This is a genomic window from Flavobacterium sp. NLM, assembly GCF_002210235.1.
GTDB classification, from domain to species: Bacteria; Bacteroidota; Bacteroidia; order Flavobacteriales; family Flavobacteriaceae; genus Flavobacterium; species Flavobacterium panici.
The window spans coordinates 106,333-125,726 of sequence record NZ_LIAC01000011.1 but is presented as its reverse complement, the minus strand read 5'-3'; the positions used below and the strand labels follow the sequence as shown (position 1 = coordinate 125,726).

Annotated in this window: 17 protein-coding genes and 3 tRNA genes; 13 read left to right on the top strand and 7 right to left on the bottom strand. The window is 35.0% G+C overall.

The genetic code is table 11. From position 1 onward, the window contains the following. Positions 1-36: 36 nt before the first annotated feature. From APR43_RS15230 to APR43_RS15220, 3 genes are all read right to left on the bottom strand, one after another. Positions 37-110 (bottom strand) — tRNA-Arg (locus APR43_RS15230). Between the two features lie 114 nt (positions 111-224). Further along, positions 225-299 (bottom strand) — tRNA-Pro (locus APR43_RS15225). A gap of 89 nt (positions 300-388) precedes the next feature. After that, positions 389-472 (bottom strand) — tRNA-Ser (locus APR43_RS15220). Between the two features lie 240 nt (positions 473-712). Between APR43_RS15220 and APR43_RS15215 the strand changes: the two genes are divergently transcribed. Together APR43_RS15215 and APR43_RS15210 are read left to right on the top strand one after the other, a co-directional pair. Further along, positions 713-1,891, top strand: a complete 1,179-nt coding sequence (locus APR43_RS15215) for an acetyl-CoA C-acyltransferase (RefSeq protein ID WP_053470247.1) — start codon at positions 713-715, stop codon at positions 1,889-1,891. 66 nt (positions 1,892-1,957) lie between these two features. Continuing rightward, positions 1,958-2,719 (top strand): C40 family peptidase, encoded by a 762-nt coding sequence (locus APR43_RS15210; RefSeq protein WP_053470248.1) that lies wholly within the window; start codon positions 1,958-1,960, stop codon positions 2,717-2,719. Between the two features lie 123 nt (positions 2,720-2,842). On the opposite strand, the gene APR43_RS15205 is transcribed toward APR43_RS15210, so the two are convergent. Then, positions 2,843-3,688 carry an AraC family transcriptional regulator gene (locus APR43_RS15205; protein ID WP_053470249.1) on the bottom strand — a complete coding sequence of 282 codons (846 nt, stop codon included), beginning with the start codon at positions 3,686-3,688 and terminating at the stop codon, positions 2,843-2,845. A gap of 119 nt (positions 3,689-3,807) precedes the next feature. Between APR43_RS15205 and APR43_RS15200 the strand changes: the two genes are divergently transcribed. From APR43_RS15200 to APR43_RS15185, 4 genes are all read left to right on the top strand, one after another. Further along, positions 3,808-4,794 (top strand): aldo/keto reductase, encoded by a 987-nt coding sequence (locus APR43_RS15200; protein WP_053470250.1) that lies wholly within the window; start codon positions 3,808-3,810, stop codon positions 4,792-4,794. 358 nt (positions 4,795-5,152) lie between these two features. Further along, positions 5,153-5,758: an NAD(P)H-dependent oxidoreductase gene (locus APR43_RS15195; RefSeq protein WP_053470251.1), complete on the top strand. Its 606-nt coding sequence runs from the start codon at positions 5,153-5,155 to the stop codon at positions 5,756-5,758. Between the two features lie 2 nt (positions 5,759-5,760). Beyond that, positions 5,761-6,039 carry a putative quinol monooxygenase gene (locus APR43_RS15190; protein ID WP_053470252.1) on the top strand — a complete coding sequence of 93 codons (279 nt, stop codon included), beginning with the start codon at positions 5,761-5,763 and terminating at the stop codon, positions 6,037-6,039. Next, a complete protein-coding gene (locus APR43_RS15185) occupies positions 6,039-7,028 on the top strand; it encodes a zinc-dependent alcohol dehydrogenase family protein (RefSeq protein WP_165590660.1) in 990 nt (329 codons plus the stop codon). Before APR43_RS15190 ends, APR43_RS15185 begins: the two co-directional genes overlap by 1 nt. A 98-nt stretch (positions 7,029-7,126) precedes the next feature. On the opposite strand, the gene APR43_RS15180 is transcribed toward APR43_RS15185, so the two are convergent. Beyond that, entirely contained in the window at positions 7,127-7,834 is a 708-nt protein-coding gene (locus APR43_RS15180; RefSeq protein WP_053470254.1) for a class I SAM-dependent methyltransferase, read from the bottom strand. Positions 7,835-8,050: 216 nt separating this feature from the next. On the opposite strand from APR43_RS15180, the gene APR43_RS15175 reads away from it, so the two are divergent. Together APR43_RS15175 and APR43_RS15170 are read left to right on the top strand one after the other, a co-directional pair. Next, positions 8,051-8,938 carry a LysR family transcriptional regulator gene (locus tag APR43_RS15175; RefSeq protein ID WP_053470255.1) on the top strand — a complete coding sequence of 296 codons (888 nt, stop codon included), beginning with the start codon at positions 8,051-8,053 and terminating at the stop codon, positions 8,936-8,938. A gap of 399 nt (positions 8,939-9,337) precedes the next feature. Continuing rightward, complete coding sequence (locus APR43_RS15170; protein WP_053470256.1) at positions 9,338-10,618, top strand: DUF2130 domain-containing protein; 1,281 nt, start codon at positions 9,338-9,340, stop codon at positions 10,616-10,618. Between the two features lie 162 nt (positions 10,619-10,780). Here APR43_RS15170 and APR43_RS15165 read toward each other — a convergent pair whose 3' ends face one another. Together APR43_RS15165 and APR43_RS15160 are read right to left on the bottom strand one after the other, a co-directional pair. Beyond that, positions 10,781-11,212 carry an META domain-containing protein gene (locus APR43_RS15165; RefSeq protein ID WP_053470257.1) on the bottom strand — a complete coding sequence of 144 codons (432 nt, stop codon included), beginning with the start codon at positions 11,210-11,212 and terminating at the stop codon, positions 10,781-10,783. 114 nt (positions 11,213-11,326) lie between these two features. Then, positions 11,327-12,106 (bottom strand): META domain-containing protein, encoded by a 780-nt coding sequence (locus APR43_RS15160; RefSeq protein ID WP_053470258.1) that lies wholly within the window; start codon positions 12,104-12,106, stop codon positions 11,327-11,329. Positions 12,107-12,374: 268 nt separating this feature from the next. Between APR43_RS15160 and nirB the strand changes: the two genes are divergently transcribed. The 5 genes from nirB to APR43_RS15135 all read left to right on the top strand — a co-directional run bounded on the left by nirB (position 12,375) and on the right by APR43_RS15135 (position 19,371). Further along, entirely contained in the window at positions 12,375-14,888 is a 2,514-nt protein-coding gene (gene nirB / locus APR43_RS15155; protein WP_053470259.1) for a nitrite reductase large subunit NirB, read from the top strand. Between the two features lie 225 nt (positions 14,889-15,113). Then, positions 15,114-15,491, top strand: a complete 378-nt coding sequence (gene nirD, locus APR43_RS15150; protein ID WP_053470260.1) for a nitrite reductase small subunit NirD — start codon at positions 15,114-15,116, stop codon at positions 15,489-15,491. 265 nt (positions 15,492-15,756) lie between these two features. Then, a complete protein-coding gene (locus tag APR43_RS15145; protein ID WP_053470261.1) occupies positions 15,757-16,341 on the top strand; it encodes a DUF4202 domain-containing protein in 585 nt (194 codons plus the stop codon). Positions 16,342-16,350: 9 nt separating this feature from the next. Further along, the gene (locus APR43_RS15140; protein WP_053470262.1) at positions 16,351-18,159 is read left to right on the top strand and encodes an ATP-binding protein; all 1,809 of its coding nucleotides are present in this window, start codon (positions 16,351-16,353) and stop codon (positions 18,157-18,159) included. A gap of 552 nt (positions 18,160-18,711) precedes the next feature. Next, on the top strand, positions 18,712-19,371 hold the full coding sequence (locus tag APR43_RS15135) for a response regulator transcription factor (RefSeq protein WP_053470263.1): 660 nt from the start codon (positions 18,712-18,714) through the stop codon (positions 19,369-19,371). The last annotated feature ends 23 nt before the right edge of the window (positions 19,372-19,394 follow it).

Sequence of the window (19,394 nt, the reverse complement as noted above, 5' to 3'; positions counted from 1 at the left end):
AAAACAAAAAAGCCACTCGATTTGAGTGGCTTTTCGTGAACGCAGAAGGATTCGAACCTTCGACCGCCTGCTTAGAAGGCAGGTGCTCTATCCAGCTGAGCTATGCGTCCATTTTCTTTAACTTTTAACTTAACCTTTTGACCGTCCCGATTAAAAATCGGGATGCTCTATCCAGCTGAACTATGCGTCCATTTATTTTAAAACTTTATCGCTTAAAGTTTTAGTCGGGGTGGCAGGATTCGAACCTGCGGCCTCCTGCTCCCAAAGCAGGCGCGATAACCGGGCTACGCTACACCCCGAATTAGACATAGATTTGTATCTGTGGTCTTCCCGATCTCAATCGGGACACGATAACCGGGCTACGCTACACCCCGTGGCAAAAATTAAGCGGAGAGACAGGGACTCGAACCCTGGCGACGGTTACCCGTCGACAGATTAGCAATCTGCTCCATTACCGCTCTGGCACCTCTCCAAGCTCAAGAAACGTGTTCTGTTTTGCGGTTGCAAATGTAAGACAACATTCCATTTCTCACAACTATTTTTTCGCTTTTTTTTAAGTTTTTTTAATCTTTTCTCTAAAACACTTCACAATCAAACGAATAGAATTAACAAAAAATTCATATTCAATTTAAAATCCATTCCAATTGACGCAAAATTTGAATTTATTCAAATAAAGAGTAAATTTGCTACATTAACTAATATTAAACAGAAAATGAACAAAAGAGTTGTTATCGTTTCTGCCGTTAGAACACCTATCGGAAGTTTCATGGGAGGGTTATCTACCGTACCCGCACCACAATTAGGAGCTGCTGCCATAAAAGGAGCCCTTTCAAAAATTAACCTAGACCCAAAATTAGTTGATGAAGTTTTCATGGGGAACGTAATCCAGGCAGGTGTTGGACAAGCTCCGGCTCGTCAGGCTGCCCTTTTTGCAGGATTATCAAACGAAGTTGCTGCCACAACAGTAAACAAAGTTTGCGCCTCTGGAATGAAAGCTGTAATGTTTGGCGCACAGGCAATCGCTTGCGGTGATGCAGAAATTGTAGTTGCCGGCGGAATGGAAAGCATGAGCTTAATTCCACACTATGTACAAATGCGTGCCGGAAACAAATTTGGCCCTGCAACAATGCTCGACGGAATGCAAAAAGATGGTTTGACAGATGCTTACGATAACAACGCAATGGGAGTTTGCGCTGATTTATGTGCAGCTGAATACAACATCAGCCGTGAAGAACAGGATAATTTCGCAATTCAGTCTTATGAAAGAAGCGCAAAAGCCTGGGATGCCGGAAAATTTGACAATGAAGTCGTTCCTGTTGAAGTACCACAAAGACGCGGTGAACCAATTATTGTTTCTAAAGACGAAGAATATACCAATGTAAAATTGGATAAAATCCCGTCGTTAAGTGCTGTTTTCACAAAAGACGGAACAGTTACTGCTGCAAATGCTTCAACAATCAATGATGGTGCTGCAGCTTTAGTTTTAATGTCTGAAGAAAAAGCAAATGCTTTAGGTTTAAAACCTTTAGCTTACATAAAAGGTTATGCAGATGCTGCACAAGAACCAAAATGGTTTACTACAAGTCCGGCAAAAGCATTACCAAAAGCTTTAGACAAAGCAGGAATTGCAATTGGAGATGTTGATTTTTTCGAATTCAACGAAGCATTTTCAGTTGTTGGTCTTGCCAATTCAAAAATCTTAAATCTTGATAACGATAAAGTAAACGTAAACGGTGGTGCAGTTTCATTAGGACATCCTCTTGGTTGTTCAGGAGCTCGTATTATTGTAACTTTACTAAACGTTTTAGAACAAAACAATGCAAAAACCGGAGCTGCTGCAATTTGTAATGGCGGCGGCGGCGCATCTGCAATTGTTATCGAAAGAGTTTAAAATAATATTTCATTAGGAGTTATTAGAAATTAATAACTCCTAATTTTTAACTAATACATTATCTAAATGTTCGGAATCTGCAATCTTGCCATAGTACCCGTTCGATCTGAGCCTAGTGACAGAAGTGAAATCGTTACACAACTTTTGTTTGGCGAACACATCGAAATTTTAGAACGCCAAAATCAATGGGCACGAATAAAAATTCAGTTTGATGATTATATAGGCTGGGTAGATTCTAAACAATATCAGATAATTTCTCAGGAACAGTACAATCAGTTAAGCAAAGAAGCCATTATTTTAAATGCAGATTTGATTGACTACATCACTGCGCCTAACAACTTATTACTTCCAATTCCGCTTGGAGCATCTTTATCTTTCCTGCACAATAGCGAAATCAATACTTCTAATTTTGATTTTGAAGGAACAAAAACCAGTGGCATAAAACCAAAAAGTGCCTTAATAAATACCGCTTTCATGTATTTAAACGCACCATATTTATGGGGTGGAAAAACGCCGTTCGGAATCGATTGCTCCGGTTTTACACAAATGGTTTACAAACTAAACGGATATAAAATTCACCGTGACGCATCACAGCAGGCACTCGAAGGAGAATCTTTAAGTTTTATTGAAGAAAGCGAAGTTGGCGATCTAGCCTTTTTTGACAACGACGAAGGCAACATCATCCACGTTGGAATCATTATGGAAAACAATTATATCATTCACGCAAGTGGAAAAGTACGTATTGACCGTTTAGACCACACCGGAATTTACAATCCAGAATTAAACAAACACACTCACAAACTACGTGTAATTAAGAAAATCATTTAATTTTTCGCCACTGATTACACAGATTAACACAGATTAAAAAATCATTTTTAATCCAATAAATCTGTGGCAAAAAAACAAAAAAAACAAAAAAATCGTTTAAATCCGCGTCATCCGCGTGCCAAATCACGCACTAATACGAATCGTCTTTCTAAACTCCGAAGGACTATTCCCTCTCTGTTTTTTAAAGAATTTATTAAAGTGGCTTTCATCCGTAAAACCAAATTCATAAGCAATCTCGTTAATACGCTTATCGCTAAACTGCAAACGATGTTCAATCAGCTTCGTTTTATAATTGCTAATATATTGCTGCATCGTTTCGCTCGCATGTTTCTTAAAATAGCGTCCCAAATACGTATTCGAAATTCCGAAATAATCACTAATAGATTCCGCTTTAATCTTCTCAGGATAATAAATATTAGTCTGAATATATTGCAGAATATCCATTGCTCTGGCTTCAGAATTAATATTTACCTGCTCCGGTAAATACTTCGCAATATTTCTTGCCACAATAATAATCAATGTATTAACCAATTGCTGAATCAATTCTTTATTATAAACATCTTTATCCTGATGTTCACGAATAATAGCTTCAACCATCACTTTCACCAGACATTTATCAGCATGATTTTTTAAAATACAACCCGGCTGATGATTCGCATTTTGCAGAATATATTCCAAACGCTGAATATTCTCATTTTGCAGACTGGAATTCTTCAAATAAATATCATTAAACCTCAAAAAGAAAAACTTCGTTTCTGTTTCAATTGTAAAATTATGGCAATCCTCAGGCGTCAATAAAAACATATGTCCCGCATCATATTCAAAAATATTTTTGTTGATACACTGCGTTCCAGTTCCGCCTAAAATATAAACCAATTCAAAGAAATTATGACGATCTCCAACATCCGGATATTCATCCAATGTTTCAAAAGATACAGTAAACGGTTCGTATAAATTTTCTTTTTTCATAATCTGCAACAATTAATTCAGGATGCAAATATACCTAAAAAAGACAAATATATACAATTTAACACTAAAAAAAATGGTATAATTTTGTCAAATAATTTTAAGATATCAATTTTAACATCATGGAATATAGAAAATTAGGCAACTCAGAACTTGAATTATCAACTATAACTTACGGTGCATTTGCCATTGGCGGAAACATGTGGGGCGGAAACGAAAAGAAAGATTCAATCGACTCTATTCACGCATCAATCGCTCACGGCGTAACCACAATTGACACCGCTCCTTTTTACGGATTTGGTTTAAGTGAAGAAATGATTGGCGAAGCTTTAAAATCTCAAGATCGTTCAAAAGTACAATTGTTAACCAAATTTGGTTTGGTTTGGGACGAAAGCAATAACGGAAAAGGCGATTTCTTTTTTGATGCCGACGATAACGGAAAAAAATTACCAATTTATAAATACGCTTCAAAAAACAACATCATAAAAGAAGTTGAAGAAAGCTTAAAACGTCTTCAAACAGATTATATTGACTTATTGCAAATTCACTGGCCGGACTCCACTACTCCAATTCAGGAAACTATGGAAGCTATGGAAATTCTTATTCAACAAGGAAAAATCAGAGCAGCCGGAGTTAGTAATTACAATGCTGAACAAATTAAAGAAGCGCAAAAAACAATTCAGTTAGCTTCAAACCAAGTTCCTTTTAGTATGCTGAATCAGGCAATTCAAACTGATTTAGTTCCGCTTACAATTCAGGAAAACATCGGAATCATTGCTTACAGTCCAATGGAAAGAGGTTTGCTAACCGGAAAATATTTCACCGACAGTAAATTAAAGGATAACGATCATAGAAATGGTTATTTCGGTCAATTCGATCTTCAAAAAGTAAAAACTTTGGTAGAAGAATTAAGTTCATTGGCAAATGCAAAACAGATGTCAATTTCACAATTGGTTTTACGCTGGACAACTTTACAAAAAGGAATTACAATTGTTTTAGCCGGAGCAAGAAATGCAGAACAAGCTATTTCAAACGCAAAAACAATGGATTTCGATTTATCAGCTTCAGAATTGGAATTTATTAATCAGGCGATTTCGAAACTGAAATAATTCTAAACACATAGAAACATAGTTTTTAGGAATCTTAAAAAAGGCGTTTCACTTGCATTAACAAACATAGTCAACACAATATTGTCATTTCGAGGAACGAGAAATCTGCGCCAGAAACTCTACAAAAATTTGAGAACTATGTGTGAGAAACTAGTTTCTTTCAATTACCTTTTTTAGAAAAGAAAAATCTATGTCTCTATGTGTTTCAAAAAAAATCTCAAAAAATTAAATAATTTAGAATTTGGGCGTGTCCCTTCGGGGCGGGCTTTCGGCTATATCTTTTATTCCGCTATCGCTTCATAAAAGGATACCGCCTCTATCCCTCACGCGTCCCGAATTCATCAGAAAAAAAAGTAAAATGAAGAAAATATTTATCATCAACGGAAGTCAAAATTTCGCACATTCAGGCGGAAAATTCAATGAAACCGTTACCGATTGGACAATCGAATACTTAAAGAACAGTAACAAATTTGAAATAAAAACAACCGACATCAAACAAGATTTTGACTTAGAAGAAGAAGTTGAAAAATTTGTTTGGGCAGATGTTGTAGTATATCACACACCGGTTTGGTGGTTTCAGTTACCAAATCTTTTCAAGAAATACATCGACGACGTTTTTACAGCCGGACACAACAAAGGAATTTACAAAAGCGACGGAAGAAGCCGGGTAAATCCTGATATCAATTACGGAACAGGCGGACAATTACACGGACGCAAATATATGCTGACCACAAGTTGGAATGCACCTGCAACTGCCTTCACACTTACGGGAGAATTCTTCGAAGAAACATCTGTAGATCAAGGAGCTATGTTTGGTTTCCATAAAATGAATAAATTTGTAGGTATGGAAAAATTAAACAGTTTCCATTTCCACGACGTTGAAAAAGGTGCAACTGCAGAAAACATTGTCATCTTCAAAGAAAATTACACCAAACACTTAGAAGAAACTTTTAAAACCTTATAATCATGATCTCTATCACCGCAATTATAAAAAGCAAACAGGAAAACATTGAAGAAGTTAAAAACCTGATTCAAAATCTGGTTACACAAACCAGAAAAGAAGAAGCCTGCGTTCGTTACGATCTTCACACCACCGATAATGTTTTCATTATTTGGGAAGAATGGAAAGATCAGGCCGGACTTGATATTCACAATAATCAGCCTTATTTACAAGATTTTATTGCTAAAAGCGAAGCATTAACCTCTGCACCAATTCAGGTTTACAAAACAATCCAAATACTTTAATAAATAAAGCTATGAAAGCACTTTTTACCAATACATACGAATCTGAGTTCGTAAAGACTGAGATTGAAAAACCAGCTCCTAAAAAAGGAGAAGTTTTAGTTAAAATACACGCAAGCGGTGTAAACCCAATCGATAACAAAATCCGACTTGGACTTTCACCTTATGCATCTCCTGTTTTACCCGCTGTTTTAGGAACAGATCTTGCCGGAGTAATTGAACAAGTTGGCGAAGACGTAACGGATTTTAAAGTTGGTGACGAAGTTTACGGACTTGCCGGCGGCGTTCTTGGCCTTCAGGGAACTTTAGCTGAATACACAGCTGTCGATGCTGATTTATTAGCTATAAAACCTAAAAACTTAACCATGAAAGAAGCGGCGGGAATTCCGTTAGTTTTACTTACCGCTTGGGAAGGTTTAATTGACAGAGCCAGAGTTCAAAAAGGAGATAAAGTTTTGGTTCATGCGGGAGCTGGCGGAGTTGGACATATGGTGGTACAACTGGCTAAAATTTTTGGTGCCGATGTATATGCAACGGTTTCTTCTCAAAAAGCAGAAATCGTTAAATCGTATGGAGCAACCGCAATTGATAAAAATACACCCGTTGAAGATTACGTAAATCAATACACAGACGGAAAAGGTTTTGATGTTATTTACGACACCCTTGGAGGTCAGTCTCTTGACGATTCATTTAAAGCCATTCGTCATTACGGGCAAATTAGCAGCTGTTATGCTTTCGGAACACATACTTTAGCAACAAGTTCACTTCGTTCAGCAAGTATTCACGGTGTTTTCGTTTTACGTCCAATGATTGGCAACGAAAACCGAAAACACCACGGAGATATCTTAAAAGAAACAACAAAATTAATTGAAGAAGGAAAGCTAAAACCACTAATTGATCCTAGAAAATTCACTTTAGACAATGCAATGGAAGCTCACAAAGCTGTAAGCGACGGTTCTGCAATTGGAAAAATTGTTGTAGATATTATTTAAGTTTTTTTTGCCACGAATTACACGAATTTTCACGAATTATTTTTTTTAACTAGAGAAATAAAAATTCGTGGAAATTAGCGTAATTCGTGGCAAACTTTTTATTTAATTCCGCCAAAAGCGCCAAAACACATATTCTTATGTAAAATCTCTACGCTTTTGAAACCCACTTTTTTCATCAAATCCAATTGATAATTCATTGATCTTGGGGTATCTTCTTTGGCAATATAGTCAAATACATTTTGACGATATTCAGCTCCGCCAATTCCTTCTAAATATTCACCATATCGCTGCCAGGTATATTCATTTAATAATTCTGTATCCTGCGTAATTAAATCTGAAATCATAAAACAACCGCCCGGTTTTAATAATTTAAACAACTTTGTAAAAGTAGTTTCCCAATCTTCATCATCTCTTAAATGATGCAAAACTGCTCCGGCCAAAATAATATCAAAACTATTTTCTTCTAAATCTACTTCCCGAATATCACCTTGTTTAATTTCAACTTTTCCATTTGTTTCTGCTGAAACCCTTTCAAAAGCTTTATTCAACATTGGCATACTTAAATCGACCAAAGTGCAGTTTAAATTTGGCAATTTAGACAACATCATTAAAGTATAATTTCCGGCACCACAGCCAATATCTAAAACATGAGTTGCATTTGGAATAATTCGTTTTGAAGCTTCCGTAATTAATTCTAACGAAATCTTGGCATCAATTGTAGATAATTGTCCGGTTTCTAAATTCGAAAATCGTTCAACATCATTATCAAATCGTTCCTTAATCTCTGTAACAGTTGATTTTTTCATAGTCTTTGTTTTTTAATCTCTCGCAGATCTGGCAGATTAAGCGAATCTTTTTGCTATTATTGATTGGAATATTGTGATTAAGATGATTTATCTAAACTAATAATCTGCTCAATCTGCCAGATCTGCGAGAGACTTGTTTTTCTTTTTCAAAACTATCCTTTTCATAAATACTTTAAAAATACTATTTTTATCAATTAATAATACCTTTAAAGTATCATGGAATTGCGTCATCTAAAATATTTTTTGGCTGTAGCCGAAGAACTGAACTTTACCAAAGCTTCAGAGAAACTTTTTATTTCGCAGCCGCCATTAAGCCGTCAGATTATTGAATTGGAAGAAGAACTTCAGGCAAAGCTTTTCATTCGGAACAATAAAAAAGTAGCACTTACTGAAGCTGGAAAATATTTCGAAAAAGAAGTCAAAGCACTTTTTCAAAATTTGGAACATATCTCTTTAAAAACGAAAAAGATTGCCAAGAATGTTTCGGGCGAATTTAGGATTGCCTATATCAGTTCAATCTATTCGGCAGTTATTTCAGATTTAATCAAACATTTAAAAATACAATTTCCGTATGTAAATTTCAAGCTTTTTGAAATTTCTACAACCAAACAAATTGATGCTTTAGAACAAGGAAAAATCGAAATGGGAATTATACGTTCTCCCATAAAATCTCCCAAAATACAATCGCATTTATGGTTTCAGGATGGTTTTTCATTGGTTTATAATAAAAGCATCATTCAAATAAAATCGGAAAAAGAGATATTAAATTTAAAAGAGGAAACTTTCGTTTTCTTCAACAAAGATTATGCACCACATTATCATGAAGTTTTATTAGAACTTTGTGCTTTTTATGGCTTTACGCCGAAGATAATTCATGAAGCGAATAACATTAATTCAATCGTACAATTAGTCAAAAACGGATTAGGGATTTCGATTGTTCCTTCGAATATTGCCAAAAACAATCAAGATCCAGAAATAGGTTTTATCGAATTAAAAAAAGTCAATTTGCGCACAGATGTTTCGATTATTACATTAAAAGAAGATGAATCTGAGATTACAAAAGCTGCTGTCGATTTTTTATTGAAAAAAAGTGGTTCGCGCTAAGTTTTGTGTTAAAATTAATCTCGCAGAGTCGCAGAGACGCAAAGTTTTTTATTTAATATTTAATGGGTGTGCACAAAGTTTGTCATTTCGACGAAGGAGAAATCTTCGCGAGAAGCTCGGCAAAGATTGGCTTACGTTGCGGAGTTACTTGCGAAGATTTCTCCTTCGTCGAAATGACATAAAATGAGAAAAAAATCCTTTTAATCTTTTTAATCTGTGGCTAAAAAAAACTTTGCGCCTCTGCGTCTTTGCGAGATTAATCAAAACTAATTAGTGGAAATTTGTGCAATTCATGGCAAACAAAAATTCGTTACAATTTATCACACCAATCTCACACATAAAAACAGAACTTTTAAATACCTTAGCAAATTATAATTCTACAAAATAAAATCAATAAAAATGGCTGAACAATCTTCAATTCAGTGTCCAAACTGCGGAACTCCTATCGATGTCAATGATGTTTTAAAACATCAGTTGGAAGATAGCATACGCAAAGAATTTCAACAGAAAGCTACCATCCAAAATAAAGAATTAGAACTTAAAAACGAACAGTTCGAAAAAGCAAAAGCCGAATTTGAAGCAAAAAAGAAACAGGAAAACGAACTTTTTGCCGAGCGATTGGACAGAGAAAGAAAAATAGCCGAAAAAGAAATTTCTGAAAAACTTAAAATTAAACTCGAAGAAGAAAATAAAGACCGTTTGCTTTTAATGGAAAAAGAACTCTCTGAAAAGTCAGAAAAAATCAGGGAATTAAATAAAATGGAAGGCGAAATTGCAAAATTACAGCGTGAAAAACTGGAAATGAAAGAAGCAATTGAAGCCGAAGCGCAAAAGCAACTCAACGCTACTTTGGTTCTGGAACGCGATAAAATTCGCAAACAGGAAGAAGAGAAAAACGAGCTGAAAATCAAGGAATATCAAAAACAATCTGACGATCAAAAAAAGCTGATTGAAGAAATGAAACGCAAGCAGGAACAAGGTTCTATGCAATTGCAAGGCGAAGTAATGGAATTAGCGATTGAAGAATGGCTCGCAAATAATTTCCCGCTTGACAGCATTGATGAAATCAAAAAAGGCGCAAATGGTGCCGATTGTCTTCAAATTGTAAACACGCGCGAACTGCAAAATTGCGGTTCTATTTATTACGAAAGTAAAAGAACAAAAGCTTTTCAGCCTTCCTGGATCGAAAAGTTTAAAAATGATATCAGAACTAAAAGAGCCAATATTGGTGTTTTAGTAACCGAAGTTATGCCGGCCGGGATGGAACGTATGGGAATGCGCGACGGAATATGGATTTGTACTTATGAAGAATTTAAAGGTTTAAGTGCTGTTTTACGTCAGTCACTAATTCAGGTAAGTCAGGCTGTTCAGGCGCAGGAAAACAAAGGCGATAAAATGTCGATGTTGTATGATTTTTTAACCAGCAACGAATTCCGTTTGCAAATAGAAGGAATTGTAGAAGGTTTTACGCAAATGCAAGGTGATCTTGATGCCGAAAAAAGAGCTATGCAGAGAATCTGGAAACAGCGTGAAAAACAAATCGAAAAAGTAGTTCACAATACTTTAGGAATGTACGGATCGATTCGTGGTATTGCTGGAAATGCGGTTCAGACTGTACGAGCTTTAGAATTGGATTTTATTGAAGGTGATGATGAAGATCCTAAAGAATTATTGGAATAACAATGTGAGATGGCACGCAGATTTAACGGATTCGCTTACGCGAAAACGCGGATGTGCACGGATTTTTTTTATCTTTTTCTTTGCGGAATTACTAGTGCGATTTCTCGTTCCTCGAAAAGACAAAATAAAAAGGCTTCGAAATTAATCGAAGCCTTTTGTGAATTAACCTTTTTTAAAGGACATTGTAAGTCCAAATTGATTAGAAAGATAAAGTTTGTTATTTTCAATAGAATAACCAGAAGTCGTTCTTAATAACTGCATAAATTCACCTTCTTTTTTTGCATCACATTTTTTAGTTTCTGATGTAAGATTAGGGAATTTAAGTTTTCCGGCACCGTCTGATTCTAAACTTCCTTTAATACCGTTGCATCCTGTTGATCCAGAAAAACTTGATGAAGTTAATTCTAATTTTGGAGCACTTGAAAAGTCTTTATCCGTAATTACTTTTCCGTTTAAATTCTCTAAAATCCAGGTTTGCTGTAATTTCTTTTCGATTGAACTTTCGTTAGTCGCAGCTACAGAATTTGTAGTCTTACTTGATTTGCAGCTACAAGCTAATGATACAGCAACAAACAACATTAAAATCTTTTTCATGTAAAATAAATATTTATAAGTTTTATTTTACAAAAGTATTTCAGCTTTAAGTCGTTTTTATATTACTATAAGTTATTTTTAGACCATTATAAGACATTTTAAAAATCAAAATTATTAATCTACTTTCTTAAAAACCAAAAGTTTAGCCGAAGGATTTGACAAAGTCAACCTGTTATTTTCAATACTATATGTAGTCGTATTTTGAAGTGCTTTCGTAAACTCCCCTTCTTTATTCCCCGGCGCACAAGCCATTAAGGTCGAAATAACTTTGGAGAATCGGAGCAAATCCTTTTCATAAAAAATAGTTCCGCTAATCGCATTACAACCACCATAACCCATAAATTTATTTTCAGAAGAGTTGATTTCAATTCTTGGTAATTCTCTTTGAAAATCAGTAACAAAAACTTTAAAACCATTTAATTCTTCTAAAACCCAAATATCATGTAAGCGATAATCTGTATTATATTTTCCGCAGCCGCCAATTTTTTTAGTTTCTAATTCAGTATTATTTTTAATTTCTATCGAAACTTTATAAGGTGAAATGGCACCAGACATTGAATTCTGGCAATCTACCTGCTGAATTGTAATAGTCGCTGTCGAAGTTTCATTAGCAGCTTTATACATCTTAACATTAGCATCCATCGCTTTGATTGCTTCAACTGGCGGAAAAATAAGTTTTTCTTTTCCCGGAATTAATGAAGTAAATATAATCTCCTCATTTCCCATCTTTAAACCCCAAAACGGTTCATTTCCGGTTGCTGTAAAATAATATTTCATCTCATCTTCCTGAGAACCATATTCAGAAATAGTTTGTGTATTTGAAGTTTTGTCTGCTGTAGGTTTACAGCCAGTCATTACAGAAAGTAAGAACAAAAGTGAAAATATATTTTTCATAACGTTTTATTTGAAATAACATCATTTAACAAAATACGAGTAAAATTCTTATGAATTTACGACAATATTTTGAATTTCTTATTTAGAATCTTTTCAAATTTAAAATAATTATCCGTATTCCATTTCATTAAAAACCCGCACTACGTAAAAGATTACGATGAAATACGTATTATTCAAATGTTACATCTACTTAAAAAAATACACGTAATACGTATTTTTATAAGTATTAATACTTATATTTGCGTAGTAATACTTAATTAAAAAAATCATGATTAGAGTAATAGTAGTTGGAAACGGCATGGTTGGTTATAAATTTTGCGAAAAGTTCATTTCAAAATCAGGACAGGAAAAGTATCAAATTACCGTTTTTGGTGAAGAACCAAGACGCGCTTACGACCGTGTTCATTTAAGTGAATACTTTGGAGGAAAAACGGCCGATGATTTATCATTATCTACAACTGAATGGTACACCGAAAACAACATTATTCTCAATACATCAGAATTAATTACAGATATAAATCGTACCGAAAAAACAATACATACCCATTTAGAAAAAACACATACGTACGATTACTTAGTTTTAGCAACAGGTTCATCAGCTTTTGTTCCACCAATTGACGGAGTCGAAAAAGAAGGCGTGTTTGTATATAGAACCATCGAAGACTTAGATGCTATTATGGCTTACGCCAAAAAGATAAAACAAAAAGGCGCAACCGAAGCCGCTGTACTAGGAGGAGGATTATTAGGTCTTGAAGCTGCAAAAGCCGTTAGGGATTTAGGATTGAACCCGCATGTTGTCGAATTTGCTCCGCGTTTAATGCCAAGACAATTAGACAAAGGCGCAAGTGACATGCTTCAATCAAAAATTGAAGAATTAAATATTGGAATTCATCTTAACAAAGCAACACAATATATAGATGGAAAAGAAAGTATAACGGGAATGATGTTTGCTGACGACGAATTGTTAAAAGTAGACATGTTGGTTATATCTGCCGGAATTAAACCTCGCGACGAATTAGCTCGAGTTTCAGGACTTGAAGTGGGTTTACGAGGCGGAATCGTGGTAAACAATCAAATGCAGACATCAGATCCTTCTATTTATGCAATTGGCGAAGCGGCGCTTTACAATCAAAACATTTACGGGCTTGTTGCTCCGGGTTACGAAATGGCCGATGTCGCTGCAGAGCAAATCTTAAATGGTTCTAAAACCATGAGAGAAACCATCGATATGTCGACACAATTAAAATTAATTGGTGTTGAAGTGGCAAGTTTTGGTGATCCTTTTGTTGAAAATGAAAACGTAACCGCCATTATTTATGAGAATAAATTAAGCGGTGTTTATAAAAGAATCAATGTTACCAAAGATTCTAAAACACTTTTAGGCGGAATTTTGGTTGGAGATTCGAGCGATTATAATTCACTTTTCCAGATTTACAGTAACGCAATGGCATTACCTAAAAATCCGGAAGATTTGATTTTAGGTTCTCGTGACGGATCGGAAGGTTCAAGTTTAGGAAGCGTAATGGATTTACCGGATACAGCCGTAATTTGCTCTTGCGAAAATGTTACAAAAGGCGCTATCTGCTGTAAAATTTTAGATGAAAGCTGCGCTAGTTTTTCAGATGTTGTGAAAGCAACTAAAGCTACTTCTGGCTGCGGCGGCTGTAAACCAATGGTTTCAGATTTGGTAAAAGCCACTCAAAAATCACTTGGAAAAGAAGTTAAAGAAGTAATCTGTGAGCATTTCAATTATAACCGTCAGGAATTATTCGATTTGGTAAAAATCAATAAATATGAGAATTTTTATGATGTTTTAGATCATCACGGAAAAGGCGACGGCTGCGAGGTTTGTAAACCAGTTGTAGCTTCTATTTTCTCCAGTATTTATAATGATACGGCAAACAAACACGTTACGACTCAAGATACAAATGATAGATTTTTAGCTAATATTCAACGAAACGGAACTTATTCTGTAGTTCCCAGAGTTGCCGGAGGTGAAATTACTGCCGAGAAATTAATCATTATTGGTGAAGTAGCCAAACAATTCGATTTATACACCAAAATTACCGGAGCGCAAAGAGTCGATTTATTTGGAGCGCATTTGAGTGATTTACCAAAAATATGGAAAATCTTAATCGACAATGGTTTTGAAAGCGGTCATGCTTACGGAAAATCGCTTCGTGCCGTAAAAAGCTGCGTTGGAAATGCCTGGTGTCGTTACGGAATGGACGACAGCGCCGGATTTGCTATTGAACTAGAAAACAGATATAAAGGAATCCGTTCTCCGCATAAATTAAAAGGCGGTGTTTCGGCCTGCATTCGTGAGTGTGCGGAAGCAAGAGGAAAAGATTTCGGATTAATTGCCGTTGAAGGCGGATGGAATTTATACATCGCCGGAAATGGTGGAGCAAATCCAAAACATGCCGTTTTATTAGCAGAGAAAATTGATAAAGAAACAGTTATCAAATACATGGACAGATTCTTAATGTATTATATCCGTACCGCTGGTCCGCTGATTAGAACTTCAACCTGGTTAGAAAAATTAGACGGAGGTTTAGAATATTTAAAACAAGTTATAATCGAAGACAGCTTAGGAATCTGCGAAACACTGGAAGCCGAAATGCAGACTTTGGTAAACACTTTTGAATGCGAATGGAAACAAGTTCTGGAAAAACCAAGATTATTAAAACGCTTTAATCATTTCGTAAACTCAGACGAGAAAGACGAAAATGCTGTTTTTGTTCCGTTAAGAGATCAAAAAGCGCCAAAAGCTTGGACTTAAAAAATATCTTGCCACAAAGGCACAAAGTCACGAAGTCAAGTTATAAAAACTTAAAAAAAAACTTAGCGCCTTTACGCCTTTGTGGCAAAACATCATAAAGCTCCAAAAAACAAAAAATATCAATAACGTTTGCTGTCCTTCTTACCCTCTTTTTTACTGCGCCATCAAAAACTCTCTTGATTGTAAAAAGAGGGCTAAGAAACAGGAAATCAAAACTCAATCAAAATGGAAGAAATCTTAAATCAATACGAAACAGTTCATGCGAGCGATGCAACAATTTGGTTTAAAGCGGGCAAAGTTGAAGATTTCCCTACTAATCGCGGCGGCTGCATTAAATACAAAAACAAGCAGATTGCTATTTTCAATTTCACACGCCGTAATGAATGGTACGCCTGCCAAAACGCCTGTCCTCACAAAATGGAAATGGTACTTTCAAGAGGAATGACAGGATCTACAGATGATATTCCAAAAATTGCCTGCCCAATGCATAAAAAAACATTCTCACTAGTAGATGGTTCTAACTTAAATGGAGACGATTTTAAAATTGCAACCTATCCGATTAAAGTAGTTGAAAACGAAGTTTTTGTTGGATTTGTAGATTAATTTTAAAACCACAGATTTCACAGATTAAAAGGATTAAAAGGATTAAAAGGATTAAAATTGTCTGCCACGAATTTCACGAATTAGCACGAATTAAATTAGTGGAATTCGTGAAATTCGTGGCAAAAAAACTTAACACCAGATTAAATCCAAAAAATCCTTTAATCTGTGGCAAAAAAACAAAAACAATAATTCGTGCTAATTCGTGAAATTCGTGGCGAAAAAAAACTTAATTCCGTATCTTTGAAATCTATTATCAAACCAAAAAATGACTACACCTTTTCAAAAAGCAAGCGAATGGATTGATGCTGAAAACGCACAGGATCCAAACCTCGAAACCGACCAAAACAAAGAATATCCAAAAGAATTATTGTATTCAAACAGGATGTACGAAAGACTGATGCAGTTTGAACCCAATGCTTCTGAAGAAATTCAGATTGCGTCAAAAGCACAGCACATCTGCCGATGGAAAGTTGCTCGTGAATCATATCCAATGGATCGTGTGGGTTATTTGAAATGGAGAGAAGAATTGAAGAAATTCCACGCAAGAAATACAGCCGAAATTCTTGAAAAAGCAGGTTACGATCAGACTTTTATCGATCGCGTTTCTTTTTTAATAGAGAAAAAATTACTTAAAAAAGATTACGAAACACAACTATTAGAAGATGTAATTTGTCTCGTGTTTTTAGAATATTATTTAGACCCTTTCGTTCATAAACACGACGAAGAAAAACTAAAAAATATCATCAAAAAAACCTGGGATAAAATGTCAGACAAAGGACATCAGGAAGCCTTAAAAATCAATTATTCTGAAGAAAATTTAAATCTTATAAAAGCATCTTTAGGATTGTAAACTGACTTTATGAAGAAAAGCAATCAGGAAGAAGATAAAATCACATTCAAAAATTTACGCCGCCTGTATTTTTTTGCACTTCTTACTATTGCCTTAACTATAATTATCAGTCAGTTTTTGGTTCAATACAATCTGAATCAGCAGTTAAGTGATTCTAAAATCATCAACTTTTCCGGAAAACAAAGAATGCTGAGTCAGAAAATCGTAAAAGAAGTTCTTATTCTGCATTATGTTTCTGATACCGCTTCTGCTAAACAAATTTCTCATTTAGATGAAGTTTTAGCTCTTTGGAAAAAAAACCAAAATGCGCTTGAAAACGGCAGTGACAGTTTGGCTTTTCCAAAAGAAAAATCAGAAACACTTTCTAAATTATATCTCGAAATCAATCCCATTTTCAATAAAATTGCGAAAACAACCGATTCTTTTTTATTGAATTTAAAGCAGAAAAAACAATCCGCTGAAAATCAAAAATTGGTAACTATTATTTTAGAAAACGAAGGTGTTTTCCTTTCTAAAATGAATCAAATTGTAACACAATACGATCTTGAAGCACACGAAAAAGTAACTGAACAACGCCGAATAGAATTTTGGATTTTTGGCTTTACGCTTTTAGTGCTGCTTTTAGAATTTTTCTTCATTTTCAAACCTACAAACAAGAAAATCGAAAGATTAATTACAAGACTTTTATCTTCTGAAAAGAAGGCTTTGAAACTGGCTTACGACACTGAAATTATCAGCGAAATCAAAGAAAATTCAGTAAAAGAATTAAAATCGCTCAACTACGCAATGGAGAATACTTTACTCTATTGCCGAATTGCACCCGATGGTTCGATCATACATATTGGAGAAAAATTTGCCAAACTTTTAAACTACACTAAATTTTCATCCAACAAAAAATTCTCTGAAGTTTTAACGATTGACGAAAAAGAACAAATCAATATTGACCGACTTATTTTTGAAAAACAAAGAAGCGGCTGGCAGGGCGAAATCAAAATTTTAAACAAAGAAAATCAAACCATTTGGCTGGATTTATCAATGGTTCCCGTAACCATTAAAAAAGACGAACTGGAACTTTTGATTGTTTGTTTCAACATTACCGAACGCAAAAAAGCACAGCGTGAAGTCGAACGTTTAAATCTTGAAAACACAACCGAAAAAATCAATCAGCAAAAGATTATTTCTAGCAAAATTGTTGAAAATCAGGAAAACGAACAAAACCGAATCGCCAAAGAAATTCACGACGGAATCGGCCAAATGCTTACCGGATTAAAGTTTAGTCTGGAAAGCATCAATTTAGATGACCGAGAAAAATCGGAACAAAAAATTGAATATTTAAAAAAACTTTCACTTGACATTATAAAAGGTGTCCGCACCGCAACTTTCAATTTAATGCCACCGGAATTAAGCGACCACGGAATCGTTTCTTCACTGGCAAAACTAACCCAGGAACTTTCAAAACTTACCGGAAAAGAGATCCTGTTTTATAATAAAACCGATTTCGACCAACGTTTAGATTCCCTAATCGAAATCAATATTTACCGACTTACACAAGAAGCCATAAACAACGCCATAAAATACGCCGAATCCTCACATATTATCGTTCAGCTTTCACACAGCGAGACACTTTTAAGCGTAATTATCGATGATAACGGCAAAGGTTTCGACATCAATTCAGTCGACAAAAAACGAAACAGCGAATCGGGAATGGGACTTTTATTTATGAAAGAAAGAATTCAATACATCAACGGCCGCGTTTTCATCAACTCAATTCCGGGAGAAGGAACGAGAATTACTTTTAATATCCCGATACTTAAATAAGATAATGTGGTAATTGATAATTAGATAATTTACGTAAACATCTAATTTTCCATTTGTCAGGCTGAGCGAAGTCGAAGCCCACGCAAAGTAAATCGCAATTAAAAAAATAAAATAAATCAATTGCCTCCTGCTTTAGCTGGAGGTAAACAAACAAGTATTAAAAAGGCTTTAGCCAAACTTACACATTTGGCTAAAGCCCTTTGTTTTATCTACAAAATCTCCAGCTAAAGCTGGAGACAATTAAAATCAAACTTTGTCAAAGTTCAAAACTTTGACAAAGTTGACCACAATCTTTTAAGGCTGAGCGAAGTCGAAGCCCGCACAATCTTAATCGACAATCTTTGCAGAGCTGCTTACGTGGGCTTCGACTTCGCTCAGCCTGAAAATACTAAGTGCAGAATTGGAATTTATCCTCAATAATTTCTAATGATTTTTTAATATTGGAGTTTGGAATTTGAAAAAATTGGAATTTTAAATAAAAAAAGTACGTATATTAGCGTCTTCTTTATAGATGAATATACGTAAAAATCCAGAATCTAAATTAAGTAAATTATGAGTAATATCATTCGTGTAGTGCTGGCAGATGATCATGTTTTTGTTAGAGACGGAATCAAATCTCTTTTAGAAAACGAAGCAAACATTGAGGTTGTGGGCGAAGCAATTGATGGAGCCGACGCTCTTGACGTGGTAGCGCAAAGCAAACCCGATTTACTTATAGCCGATATTCGTATGCCAAACTTAACCGGTATCGAACTAGTAGAAAAACTTAGAAGCGAAAATAATAACATAAAAATTATTATGCTTTCGATGCACGAATCGGAAGAATACGTATTGAAATCCATAAAAGCCGGAGCCGATGGTTATTTATTGAAAGGTTCAAGCAAAGAAGAATTTTTAAAAGCACTTCATACCGTTTCTGCCGGAGGAAAATATTTCAGCGGAGACATTTCATCTATCTTAATTGGACAATTGACAAATCCATCTAATTCATTAGAACCTAAGCAAAACTTAAGCGACGAAATGATGATTACCAAAAGAGAAAAAGAAATTCTGACTCTTTTACTATCCGGAAAAGGAAACAAGGAAATCGCAGAAGCTCTTGACATCAGCAAACGAACTGCCGAAGTACACCGTTTTAACCTGATGAAAAAACTGAAAGTAAAAAACTTAATGGAACTTTCTAATAAAGCAACTGAGTATTCTTTGATTTAAAAAAAAATACGTATAAATACGTA